Source organism: Amorphus sp. MBR-141, assembly GCF_053628695.1.
Genome location: NZ_JBRJGW010000004.1, coordinates 317,616 through 341,983 on the forward strand (window position 1 = coordinate 317,616; position 24,368 = coordinate 341,983).

At 71.8% G+C, this 24,368-nt stretch carries 21 protein-coding genes; 9 read left to right on the top strand and 12 right to left on the bottom strand.

Annotated elements, in window-relative coordinates; all coding sequences use genetic code 11:
• Positions 1-17: 17 nt before the first annotated feature.
• A complete protein-coding gene (locus ACSSVZ_RS08045; RefSeq protein WP_453969279.1) occupies positions 18-1,070 on the top strand; it encodes a GlxA family transcriptional regulator in 1,053 nt (350 codons plus the stop codon).
• Between the two features lie 89 nt (positions 1,071-1,159).
• Here the strand turns inward: ACSSVZ_RS08045 and ACSSVZ_RS08050 are convergent, their stop codons facing one another.
• The 3 genes from ACSSVZ_RS08050 to ACSSVZ_RS08060 form a co-directional block, all read right to left on the bottom strand.
• Positions 1,160-1,405 carry a hypothetical protein gene (locus ACSSVZ_RS08050; protein WP_453969280.1) on the bottom strand — a complete coding sequence of 82 codons (246 nt, stop codon included), beginning with the start codon at positions 1,403-1,405 and terminating at the stop codon, positions 1,160-1,162.
• 62 nt (positions 1,406-1,467) lie between these two features.
• Positions 1,468-2,037 (bottom strand): TetR/AcrR family transcriptional regulator, encoded by a 570-nt coding sequence (locus ACSSVZ_RS08055; RefSeq protein WP_453969281.1) that lies wholly within the window; start codon positions 2,035-2,037, stop codon positions 1,468-1,470.
• Between the two features lie 10 nt (positions 2,038-2,047).
• Positions 2,048-2,521 (bottom strand): nuclear transport factor 2 family protein, encoded by a 474-nt coding sequence (locus tag ACSSVZ_RS08060; protein ID WP_453969282.1) that lies wholly within the window; start codon positions 2,519-2,521, stop codon positions 2,048-2,050.
• Positions 2,522-2,703: 182 nt separating this feature from the next.
• On the opposite strand from ACSSVZ_RS08060, the gene ACSSVZ_RS08065 reads away from it, so the two are divergent.
• Both ACSSVZ_RS08065 and ACSSVZ_RS08070 read left to right on the top strand, forming a co-directional pair.
• On the top strand, positions 2,704-3,234 hold the full coding sequence (locus ACSSVZ_RS08065; RefSeq protein ID WP_453969283.1) for a GNAT family N-acetyltransferase: 531 nt from the start codon (positions 2,704-2,706) through the stop codon (positions 3,232-3,234).
• A gap of 312 nt (positions 3,235-3,546) precedes the next feature.
• Entirely contained in the window at positions 3,547-4,353 is an 807-nt protein-coding gene (locus tag ACSSVZ_RS08070; protein ID WP_453969307.1) for a hypothetical protein, read from the top strand.
• A 68-nt stretch (positions 4,354-4,421) separates the two neighbouring features.
• On the opposite strand, the gene ACSSVZ_RS08075 is transcribed toward ACSSVZ_RS08070, so the two are convergent.
• The 5 genes from ACSSVZ_RS08075 to ACSSVZ_RS08095 form a co-directional block, all read right to left on the bottom strand.
• On the bottom strand, positions 4,422-5,846 hold the full coding sequence (locus ACSSVZ_RS08075; RefSeq protein WP_453969284.1) for a pyridoxal phosphate-dependent decarboxylase family protein: 1,425 nt from the start codon (positions 5,844-5,846) through the stop codon (positions 4,422-4,424).
• Between the two features lie 119 nt (positions 5,847-5,965).
• Positions 5,966-6,490 carry a GNAT family N-acetyltransferase gene (locus tag ACSSVZ_RS08080; protein ID WP_453969308.1) on the bottom strand — a complete coding sequence of 175 codons (525 nt, stop codon included), beginning with the start codon at positions 6,488-6,490 and terminating at the stop codon, positions 5,966-5,968.
• Positions 6,491-6,571: 81 nt separating this feature from the next.
• Positions 6,572-7,243, bottom strand: a complete 672-nt coding sequence (locus ACSSVZ_RS08085; RefSeq protein ID WP_453969285.1) for a hypothetical protein — start codon at positions 7,241-7,243, stop codon at positions 6,572-6,574.
• A gap of 162 nt (positions 7,244-7,405) precedes the next feature.
• On the bottom strand, positions 7,406-10,669 hold the full coding sequence (locus ACSSVZ_RS08090; protein ID WP_453969286.1) for an autotransporter outer membrane beta-barrel domain-containing protein: 3,264 nt from the start codon (positions 10,667-10,669) through the stop codon (positions 7,406-7,408).
• 216 nt (positions 10,670-10,885) lie between these two features.
• Positions 10,886-11,539, bottom strand: a complete 654-nt coding sequence (locus ACSSVZ_RS08095) for a DUF998 domain-containing protein (RefSeq protein WP_453969287.1) — start codon at positions 11,537-11,539, stop codon at positions 10,886-10,888.
• A 352-nt stretch (positions 11,540-11,891) separates the two neighbouring features.
• On the opposite strand from ACSSVZ_RS08095, the gene ACSSVZ_RS08100 reads away from it, so the two are divergent.
• A complete protein-coding gene (locus ACSSVZ_RS08100; protein WP_453969288.1) occupies positions 11,892-12,347 on the top strand; it encodes a DUF1236 domain-containing protein in 456 nt (151 codons plus the stop codon).
• 220 nt (positions 12,348-12,567) lie between these two features.
• Positions 12,568-13,029, top strand: coding sequence for a DUF1236 domain-containing protein (locus ACSSVZ_RS08105; protein ID WP_453969289.1), 462 nt, complete (start codon positions 12,568-12,570; stop codon positions 13,027-13,029).
• 67 nt (positions 13,030-13,096) lie between these two features.
• Here the strand turns inward: ACSSVZ_RS08105 and ACSSVZ_RS08110 are convergent, their stop codons facing one another.
• From ACSSVZ_RS08110 to ACSSVZ_RS08120, 3 genes are all read right to left on the bottom strand, one after another.
• The gene (locus ACSSVZ_RS08110) at positions 13,097-13,840 is read right to left on the bottom strand and encodes an N-acetylmuramoyl-L-alanine amidase (protein WP_453969290.1); all 744 of its coding nucleotides are present in this window, start codon (positions 13,838-13,840) and stop codon (positions 13,097-13,099) included.
• A 3-nt stretch (positions 13,841-13,843) separates the two neighbouring features.
• Positions 13,844-14,539 (bottom strand): TerB family tellurite resistance protein, encoded by a 696-nt coding sequence (locus ACSSVZ_RS08115; RefSeq protein ID WP_453969292.1) that lies wholly within the window; start codon positions 14,537-14,539, stop codon positions 13,844-13,846.
• A 354-nt stretch (positions 14,540-14,893) separates the two neighbouring features.
• Complete coding sequence (locus tag ACSSVZ_RS08120) at positions 14,894-17,185, bottom strand: alpha/beta fold hydrolase (protein WP_453969293.1); 2,292 nt, start codon at positions 17,183-17,185, stop codon at positions 14,894-14,896.
• Positions 17,186-17,359: 174 nt separating this feature from the next.
• Here ACSSVZ_RS08120 and ACSSVZ_RS08125 point away from each other — a divergent pair, with 174 nt between their 5' ends.
• The 3 genes from ACSSVZ_RS08125 to ACSSVZ_RS08135 all read left to right on the top strand — a co-directional run bounded on the left by ACSSVZ_RS08125 (position 17,360) and on the right by ACSSVZ_RS08135 (position 20,440).
• Positions 17,360-17,830 carry an Hsp20 family protein gene (locus ACSSVZ_RS08125; protein ID WP_453969294.1) on the top strand — a complete coding sequence of 157 codons (471 nt, stop codon included), beginning with the start codon at positions 17,360-17,362 and terminating at the stop codon, positions 17,828-17,830.
• Between the two features lie 194 nt (positions 17,831-18,024).
• Positions 18,025-18,792, top strand: coding sequence for a trimeric intracellular cation channel family protein (locus ACSSVZ_RS08130; RefSeq protein ID WP_453969295.1), 768 nt, complete (start codon positions 18,025-18,027; stop codon positions 18,790-18,792).
• A gap of 142 nt (positions 18,793-18,934) precedes the next feature.
• Positions 18,935-20,440: a pyruvate kinase gene (locus ACSSVZ_RS08135; RefSeq protein WP_453969296.1), complete on the top strand. Its 1,506-nt coding sequence runs from the start codon at positions 18,935-18,937 to the stop codon at positions 20,438-20,440.
• 61 nt (positions 20,441-20,501) lie between these two features.
• Here the strand turns inward: ACSSVZ_RS08135 and ACSSVZ_RS08140 are convergent, their stop codons facing one another.
• Positions 20,502-21,257, bottom strand: coding sequence for an SDR family NAD(P)-dependent oxidoreductase (locus ACSSVZ_RS08140; protein WP_453969297.1), 756 nt, complete (start codon positions 21,255-21,257; stop codon positions 20,502-20,504).
• A gap of 99 nt (positions 21,258-21,356) precedes the next feature.
• On the opposite strand from ACSSVZ_RS08140, the gene ACSSVZ_RS08145 reads away from it, so the two are divergent.
• Positions 21,357-22,259, top strand: a complete 903-nt coding sequence (locus tag ACSSVZ_RS08145; RefSeq protein WP_453969298.1) for a cupin domain-containing protein — start codon at positions 21,357-21,359, stop codon at positions 22,257-22,259.
• The last annotated feature ends 2,109 nt before the right edge of the window (positions 22,260-24,368 follow it).

Sequence of the window (24,368 nt, forward strand, 5' to 3'; positions counted from 1 at the left end):
AGTTGCACGTGAGCATCGTGGCATTTCCCGATGCGATGATGTCGACGCTCGCGGGCATCCACGACGTCCTTTCCTCGATTCCGATCCTCGTCGAAGCCGGCCAACTGCCTCCGATGGCGGCTCCCTTCAGGGTCGAGATCGTCGGCGCGGCGGCCGGCCAACTGCCGCTTGCGAGCGGCATGCCGATCGAGGTGCAGCGATCCGTCCGTGACGTCGGCCGCACCGACATCGTGATCGCGCCGTCCCTGCTGCTCACCGACGGCGTCTGGCAGAAGGGGCGCTACGGCGAGCTCGTCGAATGGATGTCCGACCAGCATCGGCAGGGCGCCGTCCTCGCCTCCGCCTGCACGGGGCTGTTCCTGCTTGCCGAGACAGGCGCCTTCGACGCGCATGAGGCGACGGTGCACTGGGGCTTCGAGCGCGCGTTCCGCCACACCTATCCGGAGATCCCGGTCTTTCCCGAACGCCCCCTCGTCGTTTCCGGGGAGACGGAGAACCTCGTTTCCTCCGGCGCCTCCATGACATGGCACGACATGGTGCTCTATCTCGCGGCGCGGAATGGTGGAGCCAACGTCGCCCAGGCGATCGCGCGCTTCTTCGCGTTCCAGTGGCACAGGGACGGACTGTCGCCCTACATCGTGTTCGACGGCGAGGTCGGCCACGGCGACGCGGCGATCACGGATGCCCAGAGGTGGCTGGCGGATCATTTCTCGGTGGGGTCTCCGGTGGAGGAAATGATCCGCCGTTCGGGCCTCGCCGAGCGCACCTTCAAGCGGCGCTTCACGGCCGCCACGGGCCATTCGCCCATCGACTACGTCCAGCGGCTGCGGGTCGAGGATGCGAAGCGGCGCCTGGAGCGGACCTCGGAGCCCATCGAGGCGATCGGCTGGCAGGTGGGCTACGAGGACCCGGCCTTCTTCCGCCGCCTGTTCAAGCGGGTGACGAGCCTGTCGCCGGGAGCCTATCGGCGGCGCTTCCAGATCCCCGAATACGCCAGGCGGCGGGAGGGAGCCGGTCGGCCGGCGCTCGGGCCCACCGGCGAAAGCGCCCGTCAGGGACGGCAGGCATAGGAGAAGGCCTGCACGTCGTGGGGCGGCTCATGGGCTTGCGCCGAGCCGAACCCGGCCTCGGCGAAGTCGCACCCGGCCACCGCGCGCCCCTACATGGCACCGAGCCCGTCACCGCCCTGGGCGAGGGACACCGGCATGCAGTGCATGGTGTTCAAGCGGTGGCGCTGGAGATCGGCGACGAGGATGCGAGCGTCTTCGGCCGGCTGTTTCGCCGCAAGGGCGGTCTGGCGCCGTCCGCCTGCCGCAGGCGATTTCGAACGATCCGCATCGCGCTCAGCGCTGCGCAATCCACCCCGCAGCGCGCGCTGCAGGCCGCGCAGCGGTGCGTGCACCAACTTGCGTACTTCTGCGCGAAACGCGGGTTTTGCGCACCAAATTGGCAGCCGTGCGCACCGCCTCAGCGCGGCGCGCCCAGCCCCATGCGCACCGCCAGCCGATCGAGGCTCCGGCCGAAGCAGGCGGGGTCGTCGTGGGCGCGGGCGAGCACCAGCGCCCCCTGGATCGTGGCCATGGCGTCCTCCGCCGTTGCGGCGGCCTCTTGGGGTTCGTGGCCGGCCCGCACCAGGGCATCGCGCAAGCCGTCCTCCCAGCGCCGGAAGTAGGATCGGATCGCCTCGGCGAAGCGGTCGCGGGCGTCGCCGAGCGCGAAGATGCCGACCAGGCAGGCCCGCCGGCCGGAGCGGAAGTAGGCGTCGGTCTCGGCGAGCATCGTCCGGATGCCGTCGGCGGGATCGTCGGCATCGCGGAGCGGGGCGAAGACGCGGGCCGCGAACCAGCCGTCGATGTGGGCGAGCACGGCGGCCGCCATGTCCTCCTTTCCGTTCGGGAAGAAGTGGTAGAGGCTGCCCTTGCCGAGGCCGGTTGCCTTGCCGATCAGCGCCAGGCTGGCGGCCTCGTAGCCGTGCTCGCGGAACACCTCGACGAGCACGGGCACGACGTCCTGGCGTTCGGCAACGGTGCGGGCCATCGAGCGGCCCTCAGAGGCCGAGGTCGGAGAGACCCGGATGGTCGGCCGGCCGCGGGCCGCTGCGGTCCCAGTGGAACTTGCGGTCGTCCGCGCCGATCGCCAGGTCGTTGATGGAGGCGTACCGCCGGGCCATCAGGCCGTCTTCGGTGAACTCCCAGTTCTCGTTGCCGTAGGAGCGGTACCACTGGCCGGCCTCGTCGTGCCATTCGTAGGCGAACCGCACCGCGATCCGCGCGCCCTCGAAGGCCCACAGCTCCTTGATCAGCCGGTACTCGTGCTCGCGCGCCCACTTGCGGGTGAGGAAAGCGACGATCTCGTCGCGGCCCTTCGGGAACTCCCAGCGGTTCCGCCAGACGCTGTCGACGGTGTAGGCGAGCGACACCCGCCGGGGATCGCAGGAGTTCCACCCGTCCTCGGCGGCGCGCACCTTGGCGATGGCGGTGTCGCGGCTGAAGGGCGGGAAAGGCGGACGGGATTCCGACATCGGGCGGCCTCTCTTGTACCGATCGGTTTTGAGTGTACCAATTGGTAAACAGAAGGCGTGGCGGCGTCAATCGCCGCCACGCTGCAAAAGTGATCGGGCGAAGGGCTTTCCAGCGGCCCTCCGACGCGCGAGGGTGACCGCCGGGGGCGAACCCGAGCGTGCGTGTTGGTCTGGTGGGTTCAATGAACATTCGCGATACCGCCGATGGGGATATCGGCGCGGTTCTCGACGTGCAGCGGCAGGCGTTCGGCGGAGAGGCGGAGGCCGACCTCGTCCGGGCGCTGCTGTCCGATCCGACCGCGGAGCCGGTGATCTCGCTGCTGGCGGTGCGTGACCATGTGCCGGTCGGGCACATCCTGTTCACCCATGCGCGGGTCGGCGATCAGGACCGGCCGGCTGCCACCATCCTCGCGCCGCTGGCGGTGCTGCCGTCCGTGCAGGGGCTCGGGGTCGGGCGGGCGCTGATCGCCGAAGGGCTGGCCCGCTGCGCCGCCGGCGGCATCGCCCTGGTGTTCGTGCTCGGCGATCCCGCTTACTACGGCCGCTTCGGCTTCGCCCAGGCCATGCCGCACGACGTGGCGCCGCCGTTTCCGGTCGCCCCGGCCCACCAGGACGCCTGGATGGTCCGACCGTCCTGCGAGGGGGTGCTCGCCCGCGCCCGCGGTACCGTCCGGTGCGCCGACGCGCTGATGCGCCCGGAGCTGTGGGCCTGATCCCAGCGGCCTCCCGCGCAAGTCGAGCGTTTCCATCGTCTTCGGGTCGGCGCGGTCTTCGTCAGGCGAATATTTTCAATAGTGCTCATTGAGCCGGAACATTCGCGTCTCGTCGGTCGTTGTTGAGTGCCGCAACGACATCCGGAGAGAAAAATGGGCCGCTCAATTCTCCTTTGGTTCCTCGGGATTCCGATTCCGATCATCATTCTCCTTGCGCTTTTCTGGCACTAGGCGCGGACAGGACATAAGAACATGGCAACCGTCGTCGCCGATCCCGCGGGATCGACCGTGCCCGCTTACGTTGCGGGTCAAATGCCAAACCTCGAATCCTCCCGCTCGGGTGTCTCCTGGGGCGCGATCATCGGCGGCGCCGTCGGCGCGCTGTCGGTGTCGCTCGTCCTGTCGAGCCTCGCCGGAGGCCTCGGCTTCGCCAGCGTCTCGGCGTGGCCTGACAGCGGCGCCTCGCTCGCCGGCATCGGCGTCGGCGCCGTCATCGCGCTGGTGGTGGTGCAGTGGCTGGCCGCCGCCTTCGGCGGCTATCTCACCGGCCGTCTCAGGACGAAGTGGGCCGCGATGCACTCCGACGAGGTGTTCTTCCGCGACACCGCCCACGGCTTCTTGGCCTGGGCGCTGGCGACCCTCGTGGTCCTCGGCGGCCTGATGACCGCCGCCGGCACCGGCGTCGGTGCGGCGGCCGTGGTGGGCTCCGGTGCCGCGCAGGGCGCAAGCGCTGCCGCCGTCAGCCGGGGCATGGACGGCGCCGACGGCTATCTGGTCGACACGCTGTTCCGCACCGATGCCGCCGCCCCCGGCGAGCCGGCATCGCCGGCCGAAGCACGCGGCGAAGCGGCCCGCATCCTGGCGCGCGGCGTCACCGACGACCTGTCGCCGGCCGACCGCACCTATCTGGCCGGCATCGTCGCCCGTCAGACGGGTCTCAGCCAGGCGGATGCGGAGGCGCGGGTCGACCAGGTGGTGGCCTCGGCCCGCGAGACGGCGGACGAGGCCCGTCAGGCCGCCTCTGTCGGGTCGTTCGCACTTGCCCTGTCGCTGGCGATCGGGGCGTTCGTGGCCGCCGCCGCCGGTGCCCTGGGTGGACGGCACCGCGACGAGCTCTGAGCTGGCGAACCCCACGCCAACCGCCTCGACTGAACAGCGCCGCCGGATCTCTCCGGCGGCGTTTTTCGTTATTCGGCCGCTTCCCGATTGCGCACGGCCTCGAGCGCCGCCGCGAAGGCGGCCGCCGCGCGGTCGATGTCGTCGGGCGTGGTCGCCCAGGAACACACGCTGAAGCGGATCACTGCGCGGTCGCGGAAGCGGGCGCCGCCGACCCAGCACTCGCCGGAGGCCTGGATGCGGGCGAGCACCGCCTCGGTTTCCCGGTCATCGGCGCAGGCGACGAGAAGCTGGTTGAACACGACCTCGTTGAGGACGGTGAACCCGCGGGCCTGGAGCCGGTCGCGCATCCGGCAGGTGAGCGCGTGGAAGCCGTCGACGAGCTCGCCCAGCCCCGCCCGGCCCAGGTATTTGAGCGCCGCCCAGATTTCCACGGCGCGGGCCCGCCGCGACATCTCGGCGGTGTAGGTCATGCCGTCGCGCTGCTCGCTGTAGGTGATGTAGGAGCCCGACGCCTGCATGGCGTGGACCAGCGCGTCGCGGTCGCGGCAGAGCACGATGCCGTTGTCGTAAGGCGCGTTCAGCGTCTTGTGGGCGTCGGCGGACCACGAGGTCGCGAGCTCGACGCCGGCGACGTGGCGCTTCAGCGTCGGCGAGGCGGCTGCCCAGAGGCCGAACGCGCCGTCGATATGGACCCAGGCGCCGGCGTCGCGGGCCCTGCCGCAGATCGCCGCGAAGTCGTCGAAGGAGCCGGAGTTGACGTTGCCGGCCTGCAGGATCAGCAGCGTGCGGGCGTCCAGCTCGGGGATCAGGTCGGGACGGATGCGGCCCTCGACGTCGGTCTCCACCGTTTCGATGGCGCGGGTGCCGAGGCCCAGCAGGGCGACGGACTTGGCCACCGTGCCGTGGATCTGCCGGCTGGTGACGATGCGCATCGGCGGCGCGCCGGCGAGGCCGTCGGCGTTCACGTCCCAGCCCTGGCGTTCGAACAGCCGGTAGCGGGCGGCGGCGAGTGCGCAGAAGATCGCCATGGAGCTGCCGGTGACGAAGCCGGCGACGGTGTCGTCGGGCAGCCCGAACAGGTCGCGCAGCCAGCCTTCGGTGACGTCCTCGATGGTCGCGGCCAGCGGCGAGAGGAGATAGAGGGCGCTGTTCTGGTCCCAGGCGTCGGTCAGCCACTTGGCGGCCAGCGCCGTCGGCACCACGCCGCCGATGACGAAGCCGAAATAGCGGCCGCCGATCTGGGAGACGGTGGCCGGGCTGCCGAGGTCGTTCAGCCGGTCCAGGATCGCGGCGCCGTCGCCGGGGCGCTCCGGCAGCGGCTCACGGAAGCCGTCGAGGGCGGCGATGGCGTCGTCGGTCGGGAAGACGTGGCGGTCGAGCGCGCCGGACACGTAGGCGCGGGCGTGGGCGCCGGCGCGGTCGAGGAGGTCGAGGTCGCGGAATTCCCGGAACATGCGCCCGCGAATGCCGCCGTCTGCGTTGTCCGTGTCCATGATGCTGCCTCTGCTGACCGACTACTCGAAACGGGAGCCGTGCCCGACCGGTCAGGGAAATCGACCCGGCGGAAAGCGGCGCTGTCCGATCATGCTGGGTAGTGGCGCGGCGGCGAATGTCAATCCGCGACGCCCGGCGCGTCCGGACCGGCGGCGAACCGCCGGGCGGGGACGCCGTCGACGATGCGGTCGCCGCGCGCCGTCATGCCGATCTTCTCCGCCACCCGCATCGAGCCGACGTTGTCCGGATCGATGTCGGCGACGATCATGCGGTTGCCGGCGATCGACAGGCCGTAGGCGAGCACCGGGGCCGCCGCCTCGCCGGCGATGCCCCGACCCCAGGCGCTGCGCACCAGGCGCCAGCCGATTTCGATCTCGTCGCCGACGCCTTCGACGGGCAGGAGCAGGACCCAGCCGAGAAAGGACCCGTCGGCCCGGTCGCGGATGGTCCAGTAGCCGAGGCCTTCGGGGTGGTTTGCGGCCATGCGGGCGAGCACGAACGCCCGGTGGGCGACGGGATCGGCCCACGGGCCGGGGATGAAGCGGGTGACCTCGGGGTCCCGGTCCATCGCCAGACAGGCGTCGAGGTCGGCCACGGTGCGCGGTGGCAGCCGCAGCCGCGGGGTGTCGAAGGTCGGCTGCACGCTCAAGCACACTCGCTGCCGGATCACGTTTCAAGGCGGACTGCGGGCGGGAAACGGGTTCTCACATGTTCGGGTCCCGCTTCAATCCCCGGCCTTCACCACCGTTGGGAAAGCGAGATTGTAGGCCGTGACCTCCTCGATCTCGGCGTGGAGCGGGCCCAGCCAGCGATAGTCCAGCGGATGGAACAGCCAGAGGTCCGCGGAGGTGCGGACCGCGATGGTGCCGTCGACCTTGTCCATCTCGACGATCTCGCCGCCGGTGTCGAGTTCCGCTCCCCAGACCAGCTTGGCGGGGTCCCAGACCCACACCTTGCGGTTCGATCGCGCCACGATGAAGTCGCGCTCGGCAAGGCCGACCTTGAACTTCGCATCGCTCGGCGGGCTGACGATGCCCACGTTGATGACGCCGGGCGTGCCCGAGCCCGGGCCGGGAAAGCCGGGTGGCGGCGGCCACGGCCACGGCCAGATCCAGGGCGTGGGAGGCGGCGGCGGATTGAAGCCGCCGGGGTTCTGGGCGAGGCCGTTCAGATCTTCGAGTTCCTTTTCAAGGTCCTCAATCTTGCGCTCGGCGATCTTCTTCTTGATTTCCTTCAGCCAGGCCTTGGCCTCCTTGAAGCGGCCGTCGAAGCCACTATCGACATCGACATTCTTCAGGATCGCTTCGATCGTCCCGATCTTGCTGTCGATGTCGCCTTCCTGCCCCTGCAGTTCCTGAACGTAGGGGTGGAAGGGGTCCTTTTTCTCGTCAGCCATCCAACGACTCCCCGGGTTGCGAAGTAATCGATGGGTTTGAGCGTGCTGCAGCGCCACGCCCGTACGCCCCGAACTGGCCCCGAAAGGCCGCGGATCATACCAGAAGATGCGCGACCCGTCGCACCGCTATCTTTCGGTGCCGAACGAGGCTGCCGCCGCCCGTCAGAACGTGAACGACAGGTGGCCGGAGGCGGAGTGCTCCTGGGTGCCGCTTCCGATGCGGCCGTCGTAGCGGACGGAGACCTCGGCCGAGCGGAAGGTCGAGAAGTCGAGGCCGGCGCCGACCACCGCCGCGTCGCGGGCAATCGGGGCCCCGATGACGGTGAATCCGGCGCCACTCTGGGAAAAGGCGAGGTCGGCCTCCGGCTCGACGTCGCCGAAGGCGTGCTGCCAGCCGAGCGTCGCGTGGGGCCGGAGCCAGCCGCCGCCCATCGGATAGACCCGGGCGATCCTGAGGCCGAGGGTCGACAGCGTGTTGGACTGGGTGTCGCCGTCGCCCGACAGCGCCGCGAGGCCGGTTCCCTCGCTGAACGAGCCGGTGGTGGTCGACACGAAGGCGAGGCCGGCGAAGGCTTCCAGATCCACCGGACCCTGGCCGAGATCGACGGCGCCTTCCCCGAACAGCTGGCCGGTGGTGGCGGAATAGTCGGCGTCGTAGCTCTCGGAATAGCCGGGGACCGCGACGAGGCGGTCGGTCTCCACGTCGTGCCACGACCAGGTGCCGCCGAGGTTGGCGCGGAGGCGGCCGAAGGTGGCGCCGCCATAGGCCGCGACGGTGGTGGATCCGGCCGTGCCGGAGGATGACAGGTCCGCCGCCTTGAAGCGGCTGGCGCCGTAGCCGGCGGCGAGGCCGATCCGGCCCCAATCGTGGATGGCGGCGTCGATGCCGCCCAGCGTGCCGGCGAGCGATGTGGTGAGCTCGGCGGCGTTGAAGCTCGCGTCTGTGTCGCCCCAGTTGCCGTAGGCGGAGATCCACGCGCTGGCGGTGACGCCCGGAAGCACCGCGGCGGGGGCGCCGTTGGCGGCGAAGGCCGGGCCGCCCGACATCTCCGCGAAGGCGGCATCGAGCCGGTTGGCGAGCGTGGTGCGTACCACGGTGGCGTCGTTCTGCAGGGTGGTGAGCGCCGAGGCGTGGATCTGGCCGGACAGCTGGTCGGCGGCGACGTCGTACTGGGCGACGCTCAAATGGGTGAGCGGCAGATCGAGGGCCGAACCGGGGACGAACGTGTCCAGCGCCGCGCCGACGGACTTCTGGTTGTCGGTGACGCCGGCGGCCGCGTAGCTGACGCCGCTGCGGGTGACGACGAGGGCGGCGGCGTTGGCGGAGTAGGCGAGCCCGGTGGTGAGGAACGGGTAGGCGGCGTCGGGAAACAGCCCGCCGACGAGGGTGTCGTGGGTGCCGCTGACGCCGCCGCCGGCGGTGAGGAAGACGTAGGAGGCGCCGAGCACCGGCACCAGCGCCGGGTTCTCGGTGGCGACCACGGTTCCGCCGGCGAGCGTCGCCGTGCCGCCCACGGCGAGGAGGTCGATGGAGCCGTCGGAGCCCACCTCGACCTCGCGGGTGGCGCCGGGGCCGAAGGTGTAGTTGCCGGTGACGGTCATCGTGCCGACCGAGTTGCCGGTGGCGAGCGTGCCGCCCGATCCGACGACCAGGGTGCCGACGGTGCCGGCGCCGGTGAGGCGGCCGGTGGTGGTGAGCGTGCCGGTGACAGAGCCGTTGTTGGCCAGCGTGCCGGCGTTGGTGACGTCGCCGGCGACGGTGCCGGTGGAGGAGACGGTGGTGGTGCCGAAGTTGGAGACCGCGCCGGTGACCGTGCCGGAGAGGGCGAAGGCACCGCCGGTGTCGACGGTGACCACCGGGGCGGTGGCGCCGGCGACCGCGAGCCGGCCGGACAGGTCGAAGGTGCCGCCGGCGCCGACGGTGACGGCGCTGGCGAGCGCGTTGGTCACCGCGAAGGTGCCGGACTGCACCGTGGTGGGGCCGGTGTAGGTGTTGGCGCCGTTAAGAGTGACGGTGCCGGTGCCGTTGAGGGTCAGGCTGCCGGGGCCGATGAGGGCGGCGTCGAAGGTGGCGGTGGTCTCGGCGGCGATCGAGGTGGCGCCGCGCAGCACCACCTGCATGTCGGTGGTGAAGGGGCTGGCGAAGTCGAGCTGGCCGAGCGCCGAGATCACCGGGGTGACGGAGACGCTGGTGCCGGAGCGCTGGGAGTTCATCACCCCCAGATAGCCGTTCGCCGGGTCGAACAGGTAGTCGAAGCCCTTGTAGAAGTAGATGCTGGAATTGAGGTAGGCGTCCGACGTCACGCGGGTGACCCAGCTGATGCCGTTGGGGGCCTGGGGGTTGCAGTTGGCCGGCTGGGGCGCCTGGGCGCACTGGGAGCCGACGACGAACGAATAGGTGACCAGGTCGCCGGCATCGAGCACCTGGACGGTGACCAGGCTGCCGGCGGTGACCGCTCCCGAGGTCTGGGCGCCGGGGATGTGCACGAAGCCGTCGGTGACGCCGGTGTCGGCGAGGAGCACGCCGGTGGCGGGGCCGGCGGCGCCGACCTGGATCGCCATCGGTGCCTGGCTCCAGGTGCTGGTGCCCTGGCTGTCGGCGGTCGGCTGCAGCTTGCCGTAGGCGAAGTTGGAGGTGTTGGCGGCGGTCAGGCCGACCTCGATCTTGCCGTCGCGGATGATGTAGCCCTGGTTGAAGGTGGAGGTGCCGTTGGGGACGACGTTGACCAGGGGGTTGTAGGCGAGCGGCGTCACGCCGACGCCGTCGAGCTGGCCGGCCAGCGACGCCTTCTCCGACGGCGACATCGTCACGAAGTTCAGCGTGTTCACGGCGACGGTGCTGCCGTCGGCGCCCAGCGTGTTGCGGCCGAAGCCGACGCCCATCATGGCGATGGTGCCGGTCTCCGAGCAGTGGGCGGAGTTGCCGCCGACGCCCAGGCAGTAGCGGTTCTTGACGGCGAGGACGGGGACGCTGGCGGTGACCGGCGTGCCGTTGGCGGTGTTGAGGTAGGTGACGGTCGCCTGGGTGAGGACGCCGGTGAGCAGCAGGCCGGACGAGTTGTAGAAGGCCCAGCCGGGCGGGCCCGTGAGCGCGTTCGTGTTGCGGCTGATGAGGTCGGCGGTGATGACGATGCCGGTGGAGCCGGTGTCCATCTCCACGGGGACCGGGGTGTTGGTGCTGGTGACGCCGACGTCCAGCGAGATCGCGTAGGTGTAGCGGTTGGCGGTGCTGCCGGTGGGCTCGATCGCATAGGAGGCGCCGCCGCTGTCGTAGAGCGACCACGACTGGGCGGCGGCGGGAAGCGGCGGCAGCGCGGTGGCGAACAGCCCGGTGGCTGCGGCGGCAAGGGCGGCGAGGGCGGCCGGGGAGCGCAGCGCGCGGGCCGGAGGATGGGCGACGGGTCGATCGGCCGAGGGGTCTGCCACGCTGCGGGTTCCGCCTCCGTCGTTCATACCGGTCTTTCCAGCGTTCTTGTCGTTGCGATCGCCCTGTCCGGACGGGCGTCCAGGCCGGCCGCGCGGCCGGGACTCAGAGCGTCACCGGCCATCATTCCCGCATCCAGGAATTGCGCAAGACGGGATCGCTCGCGCGCGCCTCGTTTGGGGCGGGGTGTTGCGCGCCTGCCGCAGCGCCAGCGCGGCTCAGGCGCGGATCGGCCGGGCCAGGGCAAGCACCCGCACGCCGGCGACGACAAACCAGACGGTGGCCGCGGTGGCCGCGACGCGCTCCATGCCGCCGCGGCCGAGGCCGAGATAGAGGCCGGCGGCGTAGAGCGCGAAGCTTGTCAGGACAAGGGCGCCGCAGGCGACGCTGAAGGCGGCGAAGCCGGGCTCGCGCCGCCGCACGGCGAGGCCCATCAGCGCCATGCCGATGGCGCAGCAGCAGAAATCGACCACCGCGCCGACGGCGTGGACGACCGGGCTGGTCGCCACCGTCGCCGCGCCGACGAGGATGGCGCCGACGCCCGCCCCGGCCAGCACGACGCGGGCCGCCCCGGCGAGGCGGCCGGCCGGCCAGGCCCGGCCGGTCAGCAGCGCACCGGCGATGGTGAGCACGCCGACCAGGATCATGCCGCCGTTGAACAGCGCGTGGAGCGGCGAGCAGGTGGCGATGGCGGGGCTGCAGAACGGGATGCCGAGGGCGCTGATGTCGTCGTCGCGCATGGTGTAGCCGGAGGCGCTGGCCTGGGCGACGATCTGGACGGCGAACAGCTGCACGGTGGCGAGCCATGCGAAGGCGCCGGCGAGGGCGGCCCGGCCCGGCGGGTCACGGTCGGTGGAGAGGCGGTCGGGCACGGCGGGCATCCTGATGCGGCAAGGGGACGGGCGGGCGCCTGCCCCGACCGGTGATACGCGGCCGTGCCCGGTTCGGATCGCCGCGGTCCGCCCGGAAAACGGCTGCGGGCCGGTGCGGGACGGGAGCGGCGGTCAGCGGGGCTCGGCCGACCACACGCGGTGGCGCCCGCGGCGGTTCCCGGCCGCGCCGGAAAATTTATTGGGGAACGAATGGCCGACGGGATCGTTGGCCGGACCGTGAACGGGGCGAGAGCGATCTCATCACCATCGAGCGCTCTTCGCGGCTGCCTCGACCGTCGCCAGCCAGGGAACCTGGGAGGGGGCGGTCTCACACAGCAAAGGAGTACCGATCATGAACAAGTTCTTCACATTCGCATCCGCTGCCACCATCGCCATTGCCACGGCGGGAGCGCCGGCGCTTGCCCAGGATGCGACGATGACCGGCGTGGCCGGCGGAGCCGCCACCGGCGCGATCATCGGCGGACCTCCCGGCGCGGTCATCGGCGCGATCGCCGGCGGTGCCATCGGCGCCACGGCCGACACCACCGAGGCCGAGATGAACAAGGGCCAGACGCAGCAGGCCCACGTCGTCAAGCAGGTGCCGCGCGAAGTCGGGACCTACGCGATCGAGCAGCCGGCCCCGCGCGTGAACGTGCAGGAGCCGGTCCGCATCGGCGAACCGCTTCCGAGCTCGGTGAAGGTCGTCAAGGTGCCGGATTACCCGAAGTACGCCTACGCCAACATCAACGGCCAGACGGTCGTGGTGGACGCGCAGACGGGCAAGGTGCTCGGCGTCGTCAAGGGGTAACCCCCTTGGCCTAATCCAATCACAGTGACGAAACGCGCTACGCGGGCCGGCTCTTTGCCGGTCCGTTTGCGTTGGACATCCCTGCGCGCGGTATTCACGCAGAAATCATCCGGCATGAGAAAGTAAGAATTCGTAACGCAGGGTGATGGCGTGATGGGAACCGGAATTCGAGGATGGCGTTGTTGTCCGGAAGCTGGGGAGCGCAGAGGAGAAACCTAAAATGAACAAGATCTTCACGGTCGCTTCCGCGGCCTCCCTGGCGCTCGCCATCACCGCAGCCGCCCCCGCCGCCGCCCAGGACGCGACCCTCACCGGGGTGGCCGGCGGCGCCATCGCCGGTGCCGTCATCGGTGGCCCTCCCGGTGCGGTGATCGGGGCGATCGCCGGCGGGACGATCGGCGCGTCGGCCGACACCGTCGAGCAGAACTCCCGGGCTGCAGCGACCCCGCCCGAGAGGTACGTGGTTTCGGACGTCCCGCCCGCCGTCGGCACCTATGCCCTGCAGCAGCCGGCCCCGGCCGTCCGGGTCGAGCAGCCGGTGATGATCGGCCAGCCGCTCCCGGGCACCGTCCAGGTCGTCCGCGTTCCGGACTATCCGACCTATTCCTATGCCAACGTCAACGGTCGCACGCTGATCGTCGACTCGCAGACGGGCGAGGTCATCGGCGTGGTGCGCAACTGACCGCCCCACCCTCCGTGTGATGCGTGAACGGGTCGGCCAGCGCCGGCCCGTTTTTTCGTCTGAGAGCTTATGCGCGCAGCAGCCGGTCGAGGGTGTCGAGGGTGGAGATGTCGGCGCGGCCGTCGATGAGGGCCGGGCGGTGGTGGCGCTGGAAGGCGGCGACCACGGTCTCGGTGCGGTCGTCGTAGCGGCCGGTCTCCTCCAGCACGTAGCCGATGGCGGCGAGCCCCCGCTGGACGCGGGCGACGGTCTCGCCGGCATCGCCGGGGCCGAGGGACGGGCCGTCCTCGAGCGGCGCGGGCGGCACGAAGGCGCCGATCCCCACCTCGGCGAAGCGCGCCCAGGGAAACCTCTCGCCGGGGTCGATCTTGCGGCCGGGGGCGACGTCGGAATGGCCGAGGACGTTGCGGCCCGGGATGTCCCAGCGCGCCATGATGCGGCCGACCAGCGCCTCGACGGCGTCGATCTGGACGTCGGGAAAGGGCACGTAGCCATGGTCGTGGCCGGGGTTGGCGATCTCGATGCCGATGGAGGCGGCGTTGAGGTCGCGCAAGGCGTGCCAGCCGGACACCCCGGCATGCCAGGCCCGCTCGGCCTCGTCGACCGACTGGACGATGCGCCCGTCCTCGAAGACGAAATAGTGCGACGAGACCTTCGAGCGCGGGTCGCACAGCCAGGCGAGCGCGCCGTCGGCGGTGGGCATGCCGGTGTAGTGCAGGATCACCAGCGACGGGCGGACGCCGTTGCGGCCGTCGATGTTGGGCGATGGCTGCCACGTGGCATGGGGATCGCGGCCGGGGGAGGCGATCATCGCCTAGATCCCGCGCTCGCGGCGGATCTGCGCCCAGGCGTCGTTGACGGCGGCGAGCCGGTCGTTGGCGATCGCCACGAACTCGGCCGGCACGCCGCGGGCGATCATCCGGTCGGGGTGATGCTCGACCACCAGCTTGCGGTACTGGCGCCTCAGCGCGTCCGGATCGGCGCCGGGGTCGATGCCGAGCACCAGATAGGGATCGACGGCGCCCTCGCGGATGTGGCGGGCGCGCAGGCAGCGGAATTGCAGGTCGCCGATGCCGAAGATCTCGCCGACGCGCGCCAGGAAGCCGAGCTCGTACTCGTGGACGATGCCGTCGGCGGCGGCGATGCGGAACAGAACGTCGAGGATGTCGGCGAGAAAGGCGGGGTCGTCCTGGAACAGGCGGGCGATGCGCTCGGCATAGCTCTCGAAGCCGGCGACGTCCTGCTGGGCGAGCCGGAACAGCCGGTCGACGTTGCGCTCCTCGCCCTCGGGGATCTGGACGTTGCGCCGGAACACCGCGACCTCATCGGAGGTGACCACCCCGTCGGCCTTCGCCATCTTGGCGGCGAGCGCCACGATCGCCGCGGTGAAGGCGACCGCGCGCCGCTCCTCCTCGGTGCCCGCGACGCTCTCCACCACGCGCTCGACGAGGTCCGCGCCGGCGGTGGAAACGTCCTGAACGGCATGGGTCACACGGGACCAGATCGACATCGCGAAGAGCCCAGGATCCTACGGCTTGGCCGGTGCGAATCGGTCCGACCGGCAGATACGCACGCACCTTATGGAATCCGGCGCCGGTCCGTGTCGACCGGGTGGAGCCAGCGGACCCGAAGCGGCACCGGTGGGGGTGACGCTGGATCGACGCGATCCGGCGCACTGCCGGTAGTGGCATGATCTGCCGCGCCGGCAAAGGGCGCGACATGCCGGTGCCGACCTTTCCTCATGCCGCGCGAGAGCCTTTCCCATTCAGATTGAAGCGATCTGACTGAAGAGGAATTGCTCAAGGCGCTGAATTTTAAGCCCTTTCGAATCGATCAAGCGCGTCCACCTGATTGGAAAGGGCTCTCAGCGCTTGCGCTTGCGCTTGACGGGACGCGGGGTCGGCCGGGCGGTGCTGCCGACCTTGCGGCGCCCGGCGGCCTGCGACGGGTCGGCGCCGGGGTCCGGCTCGCCGCCGCCCAACGCGGCATCCGCGGGCGGCTCGTCCGCCTCGGCGTCGGTCGATGTGTCAGATGGCATGGGATCGGGCCCGGCACCGGCCTCGCCGGACGGTGCGGCGGCGTCTTCCGGAGACGCTGCAAGGTCCGACGGCCCCGCGGCGGCTACCGCCGTCGCGTCGCCCGGCTTTGCCGGCTCGGCATCGGCGGTCTGCGGCAGCGGCGCGTCCTCGGCGGCTGGCGGCGCGTCGGTCGGCGCGGCCTCCGCCGAGGCTGTCTTGAAGGTGATGGTGGCGGTCATGTCCGCGTCGGCCGCTGCGGCGTCCTTCGGCTCCGAGGGGCTCTCCGACGCGGCGGCGGGCGGCTCAGTCGCGCCGGTGGCCTGCAGTTCGGCGGCCTGCGGTTCGGCGGGCGCCGCCGGCGCTTCGGCAAGGGCCGTTTCGGCGGCCTCGGCGGGGTCCGCCTCGGGCCCGGACGGCTCGGAGGGGGTGCCCTCCGACGGGGCCTCCCGTGGCGGGTCGGCGGCTTCGGTGGCCGGCCCGGCGTCGCGGCGCCGGAACAGGCGGCTCACCCGCGACGGGCCGTCGCCGCCGGCGGACCGCGCCGGCGGCGCGTCGGGCGATGCCTGCTGGACGGCGGGGCCGGACTTGGCATCCGGTGCGGCGGAGGAGGCCGCGTCGTCCGCGCCGGACGGCGCCTGCGCGGCCTCCGGCGACGGGCGGGTCTCGCCCCGGGTCGCCTCGGCGACGAGGTGGGCGGCCGCGGTGAAGGCGGCTTCGGCGGCGTTGGGCTGTGCGTCGGCCCGGGATCGGTCGGCTTCGTCTTCCGATGGCTCGGTGGGCGTGGTCTCGGGGGCGGAGGCCTCGTCGGCCGTATCCGCCTCGGCCGCCTTGCGCCGGCGGAAGAAGCCGAACCGGGAGCGCTTCGCCGCCACGGCGGCCTCGGGCGCCGCAGGCGCCAGCGCCGCCGGCTGCGCGGCGTTCTCCCCGGTCTGGGCATCCGGACCGGCGGTCGCGGCCGGGGCATCCGTCGCGGTGGCGTCCGCGGGACGGGTGTCGACGGCCGACGCGGTGTCGCCCGCAGAAGCCGTGTCGCCGGCGGGCGCCTGGGCCTCGCCGGCCTGGCGGGTGTCGCCGGGCGCCACCGGGGGCACCGGCGGCACGGAGGTCGCGACCTTGCCCTTCGGCGGCGCGATCCGGATCCGCGGCGGCGCGATGTCGGTGGGAAGCCGCAGGCCGGTGCCCGGGACGAAGGCGTCGAAGGCGGCCCAGAACAGGGTGCGGAAGCCGGTCCGCTCCATCAGGATCTCGTGGCGGGCGCCCGGGATCATCACCCGTCCGCCGCCACGCAGCGTCCTGGCGAAGCGTTCGATCGCCCGGACCGAGACGACGGTGTCCATGCCGCAGGCGACGACCAGCACCGGGATCTTCAGCTCGTCGCCGAAGCCGGGCTCGTTCAGCGTTCGCGTGGCGCGGTTGGCGGCGGCGAACCAGCGCACGGTGGGGGCGCCGAGACCGAGCCGCGGCTCGGCCTTCAGAACCGCCTGGGTGCGGGCGAAGCGCTTGCGGTCGGAGGTGACGACGTTGCTCTGGAACGGCACGTCCTGGGGCGGCGGCGCGCGGCGCGGCCGCACCGAGCTGCGGGCGAGGCCGACGGCGGCGGCGACGCTCGCGGCGTTCTTCGCCCAGCGGCTGGAGGCGCGCTTGTCGGCGAGCTCGATCAGCGGCGCGGTCAGCACCATCCGCTCGATCTGGTCGGCGAGGCGGCCGGCCGCCAGCAGCGCCACCGCGCCGCCCATGGAATGGGCGAGCAGGTAGAACGGCCGCGGCAGGCCGCGCAGCGCGGCGGCGGCGACGGCCGCCTCCAGGTCGTCGACATAGTCGTCGAAGCTGGCGACGTGGCCCTTGGTGACGTCACGCAGGAGCCGGCTCGAGCCGCCCTGGCCGCGCCAGTCGAAGGTGGCGACGGCGAAGCCGCGCGCCTGGAGGTCTTCGATGGTCTCGAAGTACTTCTCGATGAACTCGGCCCGGCCGGTGGCGAGGATGACCGTGCCCTGGGGGTCGTCGACGGCGGCCGGCCAGGCGGCGAACCGGAGCCAGACCTTGCTCTTGTTGAGGTAGAGCCAGTCGGTTTCACCGCCTTCGGGCAGCGGATTTTCGGCGGTGTCGACGAGGGTGGGCTGGGCTTGCGGATCGACCATATGCGGCGCCTTCGAAAATCTTGCACCCCGGAATGAGGCAACCCATATCACGATTTGCGGACGCCCGTGGAGGGTCCGCGCCTTCGGGGTTTCGTCCGGCCAACGCTGGCGGACGGCTCAGCCGGCAGAAATCCGGTCCCGGAGGATGCAACCTCGCTTCTTTGGAGGACGACCATGCGTCATTTCGACCTGAGCCCCCTTTATCGTTCGACCGTCGGCTTCGACCGGCTGTTCTCGATGCTCGACACCGTCGGCGCGCCCGACAACGCGGGCTCGACCTATCCGCCGTACAACATCGAGCGGACCGCCGAGAACGACTATCGCATCACGATGGCCGTCGCCGGCTTCGCCAGCGACGATCTCACCATCGAGGTCCGCGAGAACACCCTCACCGTGAAGGGCGACAAGGCCCCGGAGAGCGAGGAGAACAAGGAAGTTCTCCATCGCGGGATCGCCTCGCGCGCCTTCGAGCGCCGCTTCCAGCTGGCCGACCACGTGGTGGTCAACGGCGCCAGCCTGGAGAACGGCCTGCTGCACGTGGAGCTGAAGCGCGAGATCCCCGAGGCCAAGAAGCCCCGGCAGATCGAGATCCAGGCGCCGGCCAGCCAGCGCAAGCAGATCGAGGCGGAGGTGGAGGCGGCCTGACCTCGCGCCTGCGAGAACCGCCTGTCCGCATCGGACGATAGACGACCGCTGGGGCGCTCCGGGAAACCGGGGCGCCCTTTTTCGTGGACGATGGGCAACCCCCGCCTTGCCATGGGTCGTCCTGTCGCAAATCGGCTGTAAGCTCCCGCGCATCCTCGGCCGGCGTCGGGCCGCGCGCGTGGAGGGGCCGAGCGTTGATCGAGCATCACCTGATGGCCCTGTCGGGCCAGAGCTGGTTCCTGGCCGTCGACCTCCTGGGCACCTTCGCCTTCGCGCTGTCGGGGGTGATCATCGCGCGGGAGGAGAACTACTCGTTCTTCGGCTGCCTGGTGATGGCGCTCTTGCCCGGCGTCGGCGGCGGGCTGATCCGCGACATCATCCTCGACCGTTCGCCGCCGGCGATCCTGCAGTCGCCGGTCTACGTGCTGCTGATCATGGCGACCGTCGGCATTTCGATCGCCTTCCTGAAGACCATCGACCGGTTGCGCGGCCGCTCGCTGATTTTCTTCGACGTGGTCGACTGGTTCGTGCGCCATCGGGGCCGCATGTCGCCGCGGACCCTGCTCGGCGTCTCCGACGCGGTCGGGCTGGCGACGTTCACGGTGATCGGCGTGCTGGTCGCCCACCGCATGCACGCCGAGCCGCTGTGGCTGTGGGGGCCGGCATTCGCGGCGCTGACCAGCTCCGGCGGCGGCATCGTCCGCGACGTGGTGCGGGCGCGGGCCGACAACCCCACCCTCAAGGGCGCCTTCTACGCCGAGATCAGCGTCTTCTGGGGGCTGATCTATTCGCTGTTCATCCTCTATCTGCAGCCGATGGCGATGGTGACCTTTCCGGTCATCCTCGCGGTGACGCTGATGGTGATGGTGGGGGCGTTCGCCATGCGGATGATCGCCCTGAAGCGCGGCTTCCGCGCCCCGCTGGTGAGCGCCAGCCGGACGCCGGCGCGGGAGGACTGGTAGGGCGGGGCGCGCGGGGTCACACAACCGATGCACGGCGCTCTTATTCCTCTGCCTCCGCGGCCTTGATCCGGCGCAAGTCGGAGGCGGCCGGACGGGTCTACCGCTGAGCGTGCGTCCGCCCGCGGATGCCGAGGACCGTGCCATGATCGAGCCTGCCCACCAGCCTGCCCCTTCGCCCGCCGACCCCGCCCGCCTTCTCGCCGAGTTCGACGCCCTGATCGCCGAGGTTGCCGCCGACGCTGCGGCGCAGAACGGCGCCTGGGCGGGCTGGGACATCCGGCCGGAGTTCGCGCCGAGCGTCGACAACCTCGCCGCCTACCTGGCGCTGCGCCACCACGACCTGCGCGCCCTGCAGCGCCGCCTGATGGCGCTGGGGCTGTCGTCGCTCGGCCGGCTGGAGAGCCGGGTGCTGCCGACGCTTTCCGCGGTGCGTGCGGCGCTGGCCGCGATGGCCGGCGACGCACCCGCGCCGGCGGCGGACGCGGCGGCCTTCTTCGCCGGCGAGGCGCGGCTCGCCGGCCGCGCGGCCCAGCTGTTCGGGGCGCGCGGCGCCGGCCGGCAGACGGCGCTGCTGGTGACCTGCCCGAGCGAGGCGGCCGACGGCCCGGCCTTCATGCGCGCGCTGGCGGAGCGCCGGGTCGACGCGATCCGCATCAACTGCGCCCACGACGACGCCGACGCCTGGGGCCGGATGATCGCCCACGCCCGCGCCGCCGAGGCGGAGACCGGCCACCGCATGCGCGTGTTCATGGACCTCGCCGGCCCGAAGATCCGCACCGGCGAGGTGCGGCTGCCCGAGGGGACGAAGCGCGTCCGCCCGGACGACCGCATCGCCATCGTGGCGCCCGGGGCGCTGCCCGCGACGCTGGCGGCCGGGCGCGCGGCGGCGGTCGAATGCACGCTGCCCGACGTGCTCGGCGCGGTGCTGCCCGGCCACCGGGTGTTCATCGACGACGGCAAGATCGGCGCCGTGGTGGAGGCGGCCCGCGGCGGCGAGCTGGTCGCCCGGGTGACGCGCTGCGACGGCGGCGCGGCGAAGCTGAAGCCGGAGAAGGGCATCAACTTCCCCGACAGCGACCTCGACGTGCCGGCGCTGACCGCCAAGGACGCCGCCGACCTCGCCTTCGTCGCCGCCCACGCCGACGCGGTGGAGTTCTCCTTCGTGCAGGCGACCGCCGACGTGGCGCGGCTGCAGGAGGCGCTGGCCGAGGCGCGCCCCGACGGCTGGGAGGAGATCGCGCTGGTGCTGAAGATCGAGACGGCGCGGGCGGTGCGCAACCTGCCGGGCATCGTGGTGCGCGCCGGCGCCCGCCAGCCGGTGGCGATCATGATCGCCCGCGGCGACCTCGCCATCGAGATCGGCTTCGCCCGGCTGGCGGAGATGCAGGAGGAGATCCTGTGGATCGGCGAGGCGGCGCAGGTGCCGGTGATCTGGGCGACCCAGGTGCTGGAGCACCTGGTGAAGAAGGGCGTGCCGAACCGCGCCGAGCTGACCGACGCGGCGATGGGCGTGCGCGCCGAATGCGTGATGCTGAACAAGGGGCCGTTCCTGCTCGACGCGCTCGACGAACTCGCCGGCCTGCTCGGCCGGATGGGCGACCACGTCCACAAGAAGACGCCGCAGCTGCGCCGCCTCGGCAGCTGGTGAAGGGGGCGGCGCCGCCGCCCCCCGCCCCCGGCGCGCCGCCCCCGGGCCCACCCCGACTGCCTCAGGCCGCCTCGGCCAGGGCGACCGCGTCGGCGCCGGCGGGAAGCCGCATCGGGCACGCCGGATCGGTCGCCGCCCGCCACACCGCGTCGGCCACGTCGCCGGGCAGCGTGAGCGCGCCCCCCTCCTGCTGCCAGGCGGCGAAGGTGGCGGCGGCGAGCGCGCCGTAGGCCTCCGGGATGTCGAAGCCCATCCGTTCGCGGGCGTTGTCGCCGAAGGCGGTGTCGGGCGCCCGGCCCGGCAGCACCAGCCGGGCGCGCACGCCGAACGCCTCCAGCTCCAGCGCCAGACACTCGGTGAAGGCGTTCACCGCCGTCTTGCTGGCCGTGTAGACCGACAGCAGCGGCAGCGGCACCAGCGTCACCGTCGAGGTGACGTTGACGACGACGCCGGCGCGCCGCTCCCGCATCTGCGGCAGCACCGCCCGGGTCATCGCGATGGTGCCGATCGTGTTGGTCTCGAACACCTCGCGGATCATCCGGTCGCTGAGGCCCTCGACCGCGTTGAGGAGGCCGACGCCGGCGTTGTTGACCAGCACGTCGATGGGCCCGGCCGCCTCCACCGCGGCGGCGATGCTGGCCGCGTCGGTGACGTCGAGCGGCAGCACGCGCATCCGCTCGGAGGCGGGCAGCAGGCCGTCGCGCGGCGTGCGCATGGTGGCGACCACGGACCAGCCGCGGTCGTGGAAGCGGCGGGCCGTCTCCAGGCCGAAGCCGGACGAGCAGCCGGTGATCAGGACGGTGGGGGTGGCGGTCATCTCGAAGGCCTCCATGAGGGGGGAATGGCGGGAGGCTAGCCGGCCGCGGCCGGACGATCTATCATCCGGCGTCCGAGTATCATTGGAATGCGTCCGGAAATGGTTGACCCGCTCGCCCAGATCGTCGGCCTGCTCAAGCCCAGCGCCTCGTTCTCCAAGCAGGTGCTGGCTGGCGGCGCCTGGATCGTCCGCCGCTTCGACGAGGACCGGCCGTTCTACTGCGCCATGCTGGAGGGCGCCTGCCTGCTGGAGGTGGCGGGCGAGGCGCCGGTGCGGATCGGCCGCGGCGACTTCGTGCTGGTGCCGACGGCGCGCGACTTCACCACCACCAGCCTGGTGCCGCCGCCGCCGGGCACCCGCTCGCCGCGCACCGAGATCCGCCCCGGCGTCTACCGGCTGGGCGACCCGGCGATCGCCCCGGACGTGCGCATGCTGGTCGGCCACTGCCGCTTCGGCTCCGGCGACGCCGGCCTGCTGGTGCCGCTGCTGCCGCGCGTCGTCCACGTCTCCGGCGAGGCCCGGCTGACGACGCTCCTGGAACTCGTCGACGGCGAGACGCGCGGCACCCGGCCCGGCCGCGACGTGGTGCTGGAGCGGCTGCTGGAGGTGATGCTGATCGAGGCGCTGCGCGTCCCCGGTGGCGCCGACGCGCCGCCCGGCCTGCTGCGCGGCCTCGCCGACGCCCGGCTGGCGGTGGCGCTGCGCCAGATGCACGCGCGGCCGACGCGGGCCTGGACGGTGGCGGAGCTCGCGCGCGCCGCCGGGCTGTCGCGCTCCACCTTCTTCGCCCGCTTCCGCCGGGAGGTCGGCACCGCGCCGATGGACTACCTCGCCGGCTGGCGCATGGCGCTCGCCAAGGACCTCTTGCGCCAGGGCGGCGCCGGCGTCGCCCAGGTCGCGGAGCGCGTCGGCTACGCCTCGGCCAGCACCTTCAGCGTCGCGTTCGCCCGCCACGTCGGCATGCCGCCGGTGGCGTATGCGCGGGGGGCACGGGCGGGGTGAGGGGTGCGGAGTGCGGGGGCGCTGGCTGCGAGTGACGGGCTGGTTTTATACCCCTCACGCCGAATGCGCTGGCGCGCATCGGCTCCGGGAGGGCGCCCTATCGGGCGGCGCGCGGTCGCGCGCTGGTGGGGGGCGTGCGGAGAGTGCCCGGTGTGGGGGTGGTTTTGGTCCGCTCACGCCGAATGCGCTCTGCGCATCGGCTCCGCTAGGGCGGCCTATCGGCCGGCGCGCGGTCGCGCGCTGGTGGAGGCATGCAGAGAGGCCCCTGGATGTGCGTTTCCGAGCCGGCCTCATTCTCCGCTCATCCCCGCGAAAGCGGGGATCCATACTGAATCGCGCGGTGAACGGCGGGAGGGATTGCGCCTCGAAGGCTGCAGCGCCTTCCGTCTCTCATCCCGCACGAGCCAGCGGCAAGGCCCTATGGATTCCCGCTTTCGCGGGAATGAGCGGAATGTGTGGTGCATGCGGAGAGCACCAACTCACGCCCCATCCGGACTGCACCCGCCAGCGGACGACCGCCCGCCGGCCGGAGGCCGCCCTCGCGGAGACATCGCGCGCAGCGCGACTGTCGCGAGCGGAGTGAAAGGCAAATCACGGCGCGCACCGGCCACCTCCCATCCGGCCACCTCCCATCCGGCCTCCGCCCATCCGGCCTGCACCCGCCAGCGGACGACCGTCCGCCGGCCGTCAGGCCGCCCTCCCGGAGCCGGTGCGCGTGAGCGCACTCGGCGTGAGGGGTAAAAAAAACCGCGCCGTGCCCCATGCTCCGCCCGTCCTGACCGCACCCGCCAGCGGACGACCGTCCGCCGGCCGGAGGCCGCCCTCCCGGAGCCGGTGCGCGCCAGCGCACTCGGCGCGAGGGGTAAAAAAACCGCGCCGTGCACCATGCTCCGCCGATCCGGACCGCACCCGCCAGCGGACGACCGTCCGCCGGCCGGAGGCCGCCCTCCCGGAGCCGGTGCGCGTGAGCGCACTCGGCGCGAGGGGCATAAACCGCAAACCAACCCCCAAGCACCTTCATCCCCGCGCTGCTTGCAGCCGGGGGTGTTGGCAAACAGGGATCGGTGGGGCGCGGAACGGCGGCCATCCGATTGTGTTTTTTGCGGTCGCCTTCCGACGCCCCACCCAGACGTTCGAACCGATGCAGCCACCCTTCTCCCAAGGGCGGAAGGGATAGGACCTTCCACCCCTCCACCGGGCAGCGGACGCCGCACAGTCGCACAGCACCTCTACTAGGGGCGGCTTGCGAGAGCCGCGTCTTCGAGGTCATGCGCGGCGCGTCCCGCCTTTTGTCCCAGCGGACACCACACGCCATCGGCCCACCGAGCCCGCCCGTCCGTTACACGCGCTGCAGCCCGGCCGTCAGGTCCTCGACCCACGTGGCGGACGGTCCGGCACGGCTCCCAGTGGGTTGAGCGACAAGGCGGAGCATACGGGAGGTTCTGGGGGGCGGGGATAAGTGGGGGGGAGTTTGGTGCGCTCACGCGGAGTTTGCGGCCTGATTTGTTTTCCCCTCACGCCGAGTGCGCTTGCGCGCACCGGCTCCGGGAGGGCGGCCTCCGGCCGGCGCGCGGTCGCGCGCTGTGGGGGGCGTGCGGGGAGGTCGGTGAGGGGGTGGTTTTTGGTCCGCTCACGCCGAATGCGCTGGCGCGCATCGGCTCCGCGGGGGCGGCCTGGGTCTTTGGGTCGCAAAGCCGGACGGAAAACCGCTTCGCACTTTTCCTGGCTTTGCTCGGCCGGCGCGGTCGCGCGCTGGTGGGGGCCTGCGGGGAGGGGCGCGTGAGCGGCGGGGTGCTGTCCGGCAAGGCCTTGGTCGTAGCCCCGCAGCCGGCCCCATCTTTCGCTCAATCCAGCGAAGGCTGGAATCCAGGGCCGCACGGACGGCGGTTGCGATTTGAAATCATGAGCCGGCAGGGACGAAGCAGACCGGCAGAGGTGCGGTCTGACAGGCAACGCGCATCCTCTCGCTCAGAACCCCCCCCGGAGAGGCCGCACCTGGATTCCAGCCTTCGCTGGAATGAGCAACCGTGTCGGATTAGGGTGCGATGGTCTGTGCTGTTTCGGCGTTGCGGACGATGGCGTTGAGATGGGTGATGAGCTTGCGCATGA

Coding starts and splice junctions, on each gene's coding strand:
- ACSSVZ_RS08055 (WP_453969281.1), bottom strand. CDS start 2,037: ATGGCCCGCACCGTTGCCGAACGCCAGGACGTCGTGCCCGTGCTCGTC.
- ACSSVZ_RS08060 (WP_453969282.1), bottom strand. CDS start 2,521: ATGTCGGAATCCCGTCCGCCTTTCCCGCCCTTCAGCCGCGACACCGCC.
- ACSSVZ_RS08065 (WP_453969283.1), top strand. CDS start 2,704: ATGAACATTCGCGATACCGCCGATGGGGATATCGGCGCGGTTCTCGAC.
- ACSSVZ_RS08070 (WP_453969307.1), top strand. CDS start 3,547: ATGCCAAACCTCGAATCCTCCCGCTCGGGTGTCTCCTGGGGCGCGATC.
- ACSSVZ_RS08075 (WP_453969284.1), bottom strand. CDS start 5,846: ATGGACACGGACAACGCAGACGGCGGCATTCGCGGGCGCATGTTCCGG.
- ACSSVZ_RS08085 (WP_453969285.1), bottom strand. CDS start 7,243: ATGGCTGACGAGAAAAAGGACCCCTTCCACCCCTACGTTCAGGAACTG.
- ACSSVZ_RS08100 (WP_453969288.1), top strand. CDS start 11,892: ATGAACAAGTTCTTCACATTCGCATCCGCTGCCACCATCGCCATTGCC.
- ACSSVZ_RS08105 (WP_453969289.1), top strand. CDS start 12,568: ATGAACAAGATCTTCACGGTCGCTTCCGCGGCCTCCCTGGCGCTCGCC.
- ACSSVZ_RS08110 (WP_453969290.1), bottom strand. CDS start 13,840: ATGATCGCCTCCCCCGGCCGCGATCCCCATGCCACGTGGCAGCCATCG.
- ACSSVZ_RS08115 (WP_453969292.1), bottom strand. CDS start 14,539: ATGTCGATCTGGTCCCGTGTGACCCATGCCGTTCAGGACGTTTCCACC.
- ACSSVZ_RS08120 (WP_453969293.1), bottom strand. CDS start 17,185: ATGGTCGATCCGCAAGCCCAGCCCACCCTCGTCGACACCGCCGAAAAT.
- ACSSVZ_RS08125 (WP_453969294.1), top strand. CDS start 17,360: ATGCGTCATTTCGACCTGAGCCCCCTTTATCGTTCGACCGTCGGCTTC.
- ACSSVZ_RS08135 (WP_453969296.1), top strand. CDS start 18,935: ATGATCGAGCCTGCCCACCAGCCTGCCCCTTCGCCCGCCGACCCCGCC.
- ACSSVZ_RS08140 (WP_453969297.1), bottom strand. CDS start 21,257: ATGACCGCCACCCCCACCGTCCTGATCACCGGCTGCTCGTCCGGCTTC.
- ACSSVZ_RS08145 (WP_453969298.1), top strand. CDS start 21,357: ATGGTTGACCCGCTCGCCCAGATCGTCGGCCTGCTCAAGCCCAGCGCC.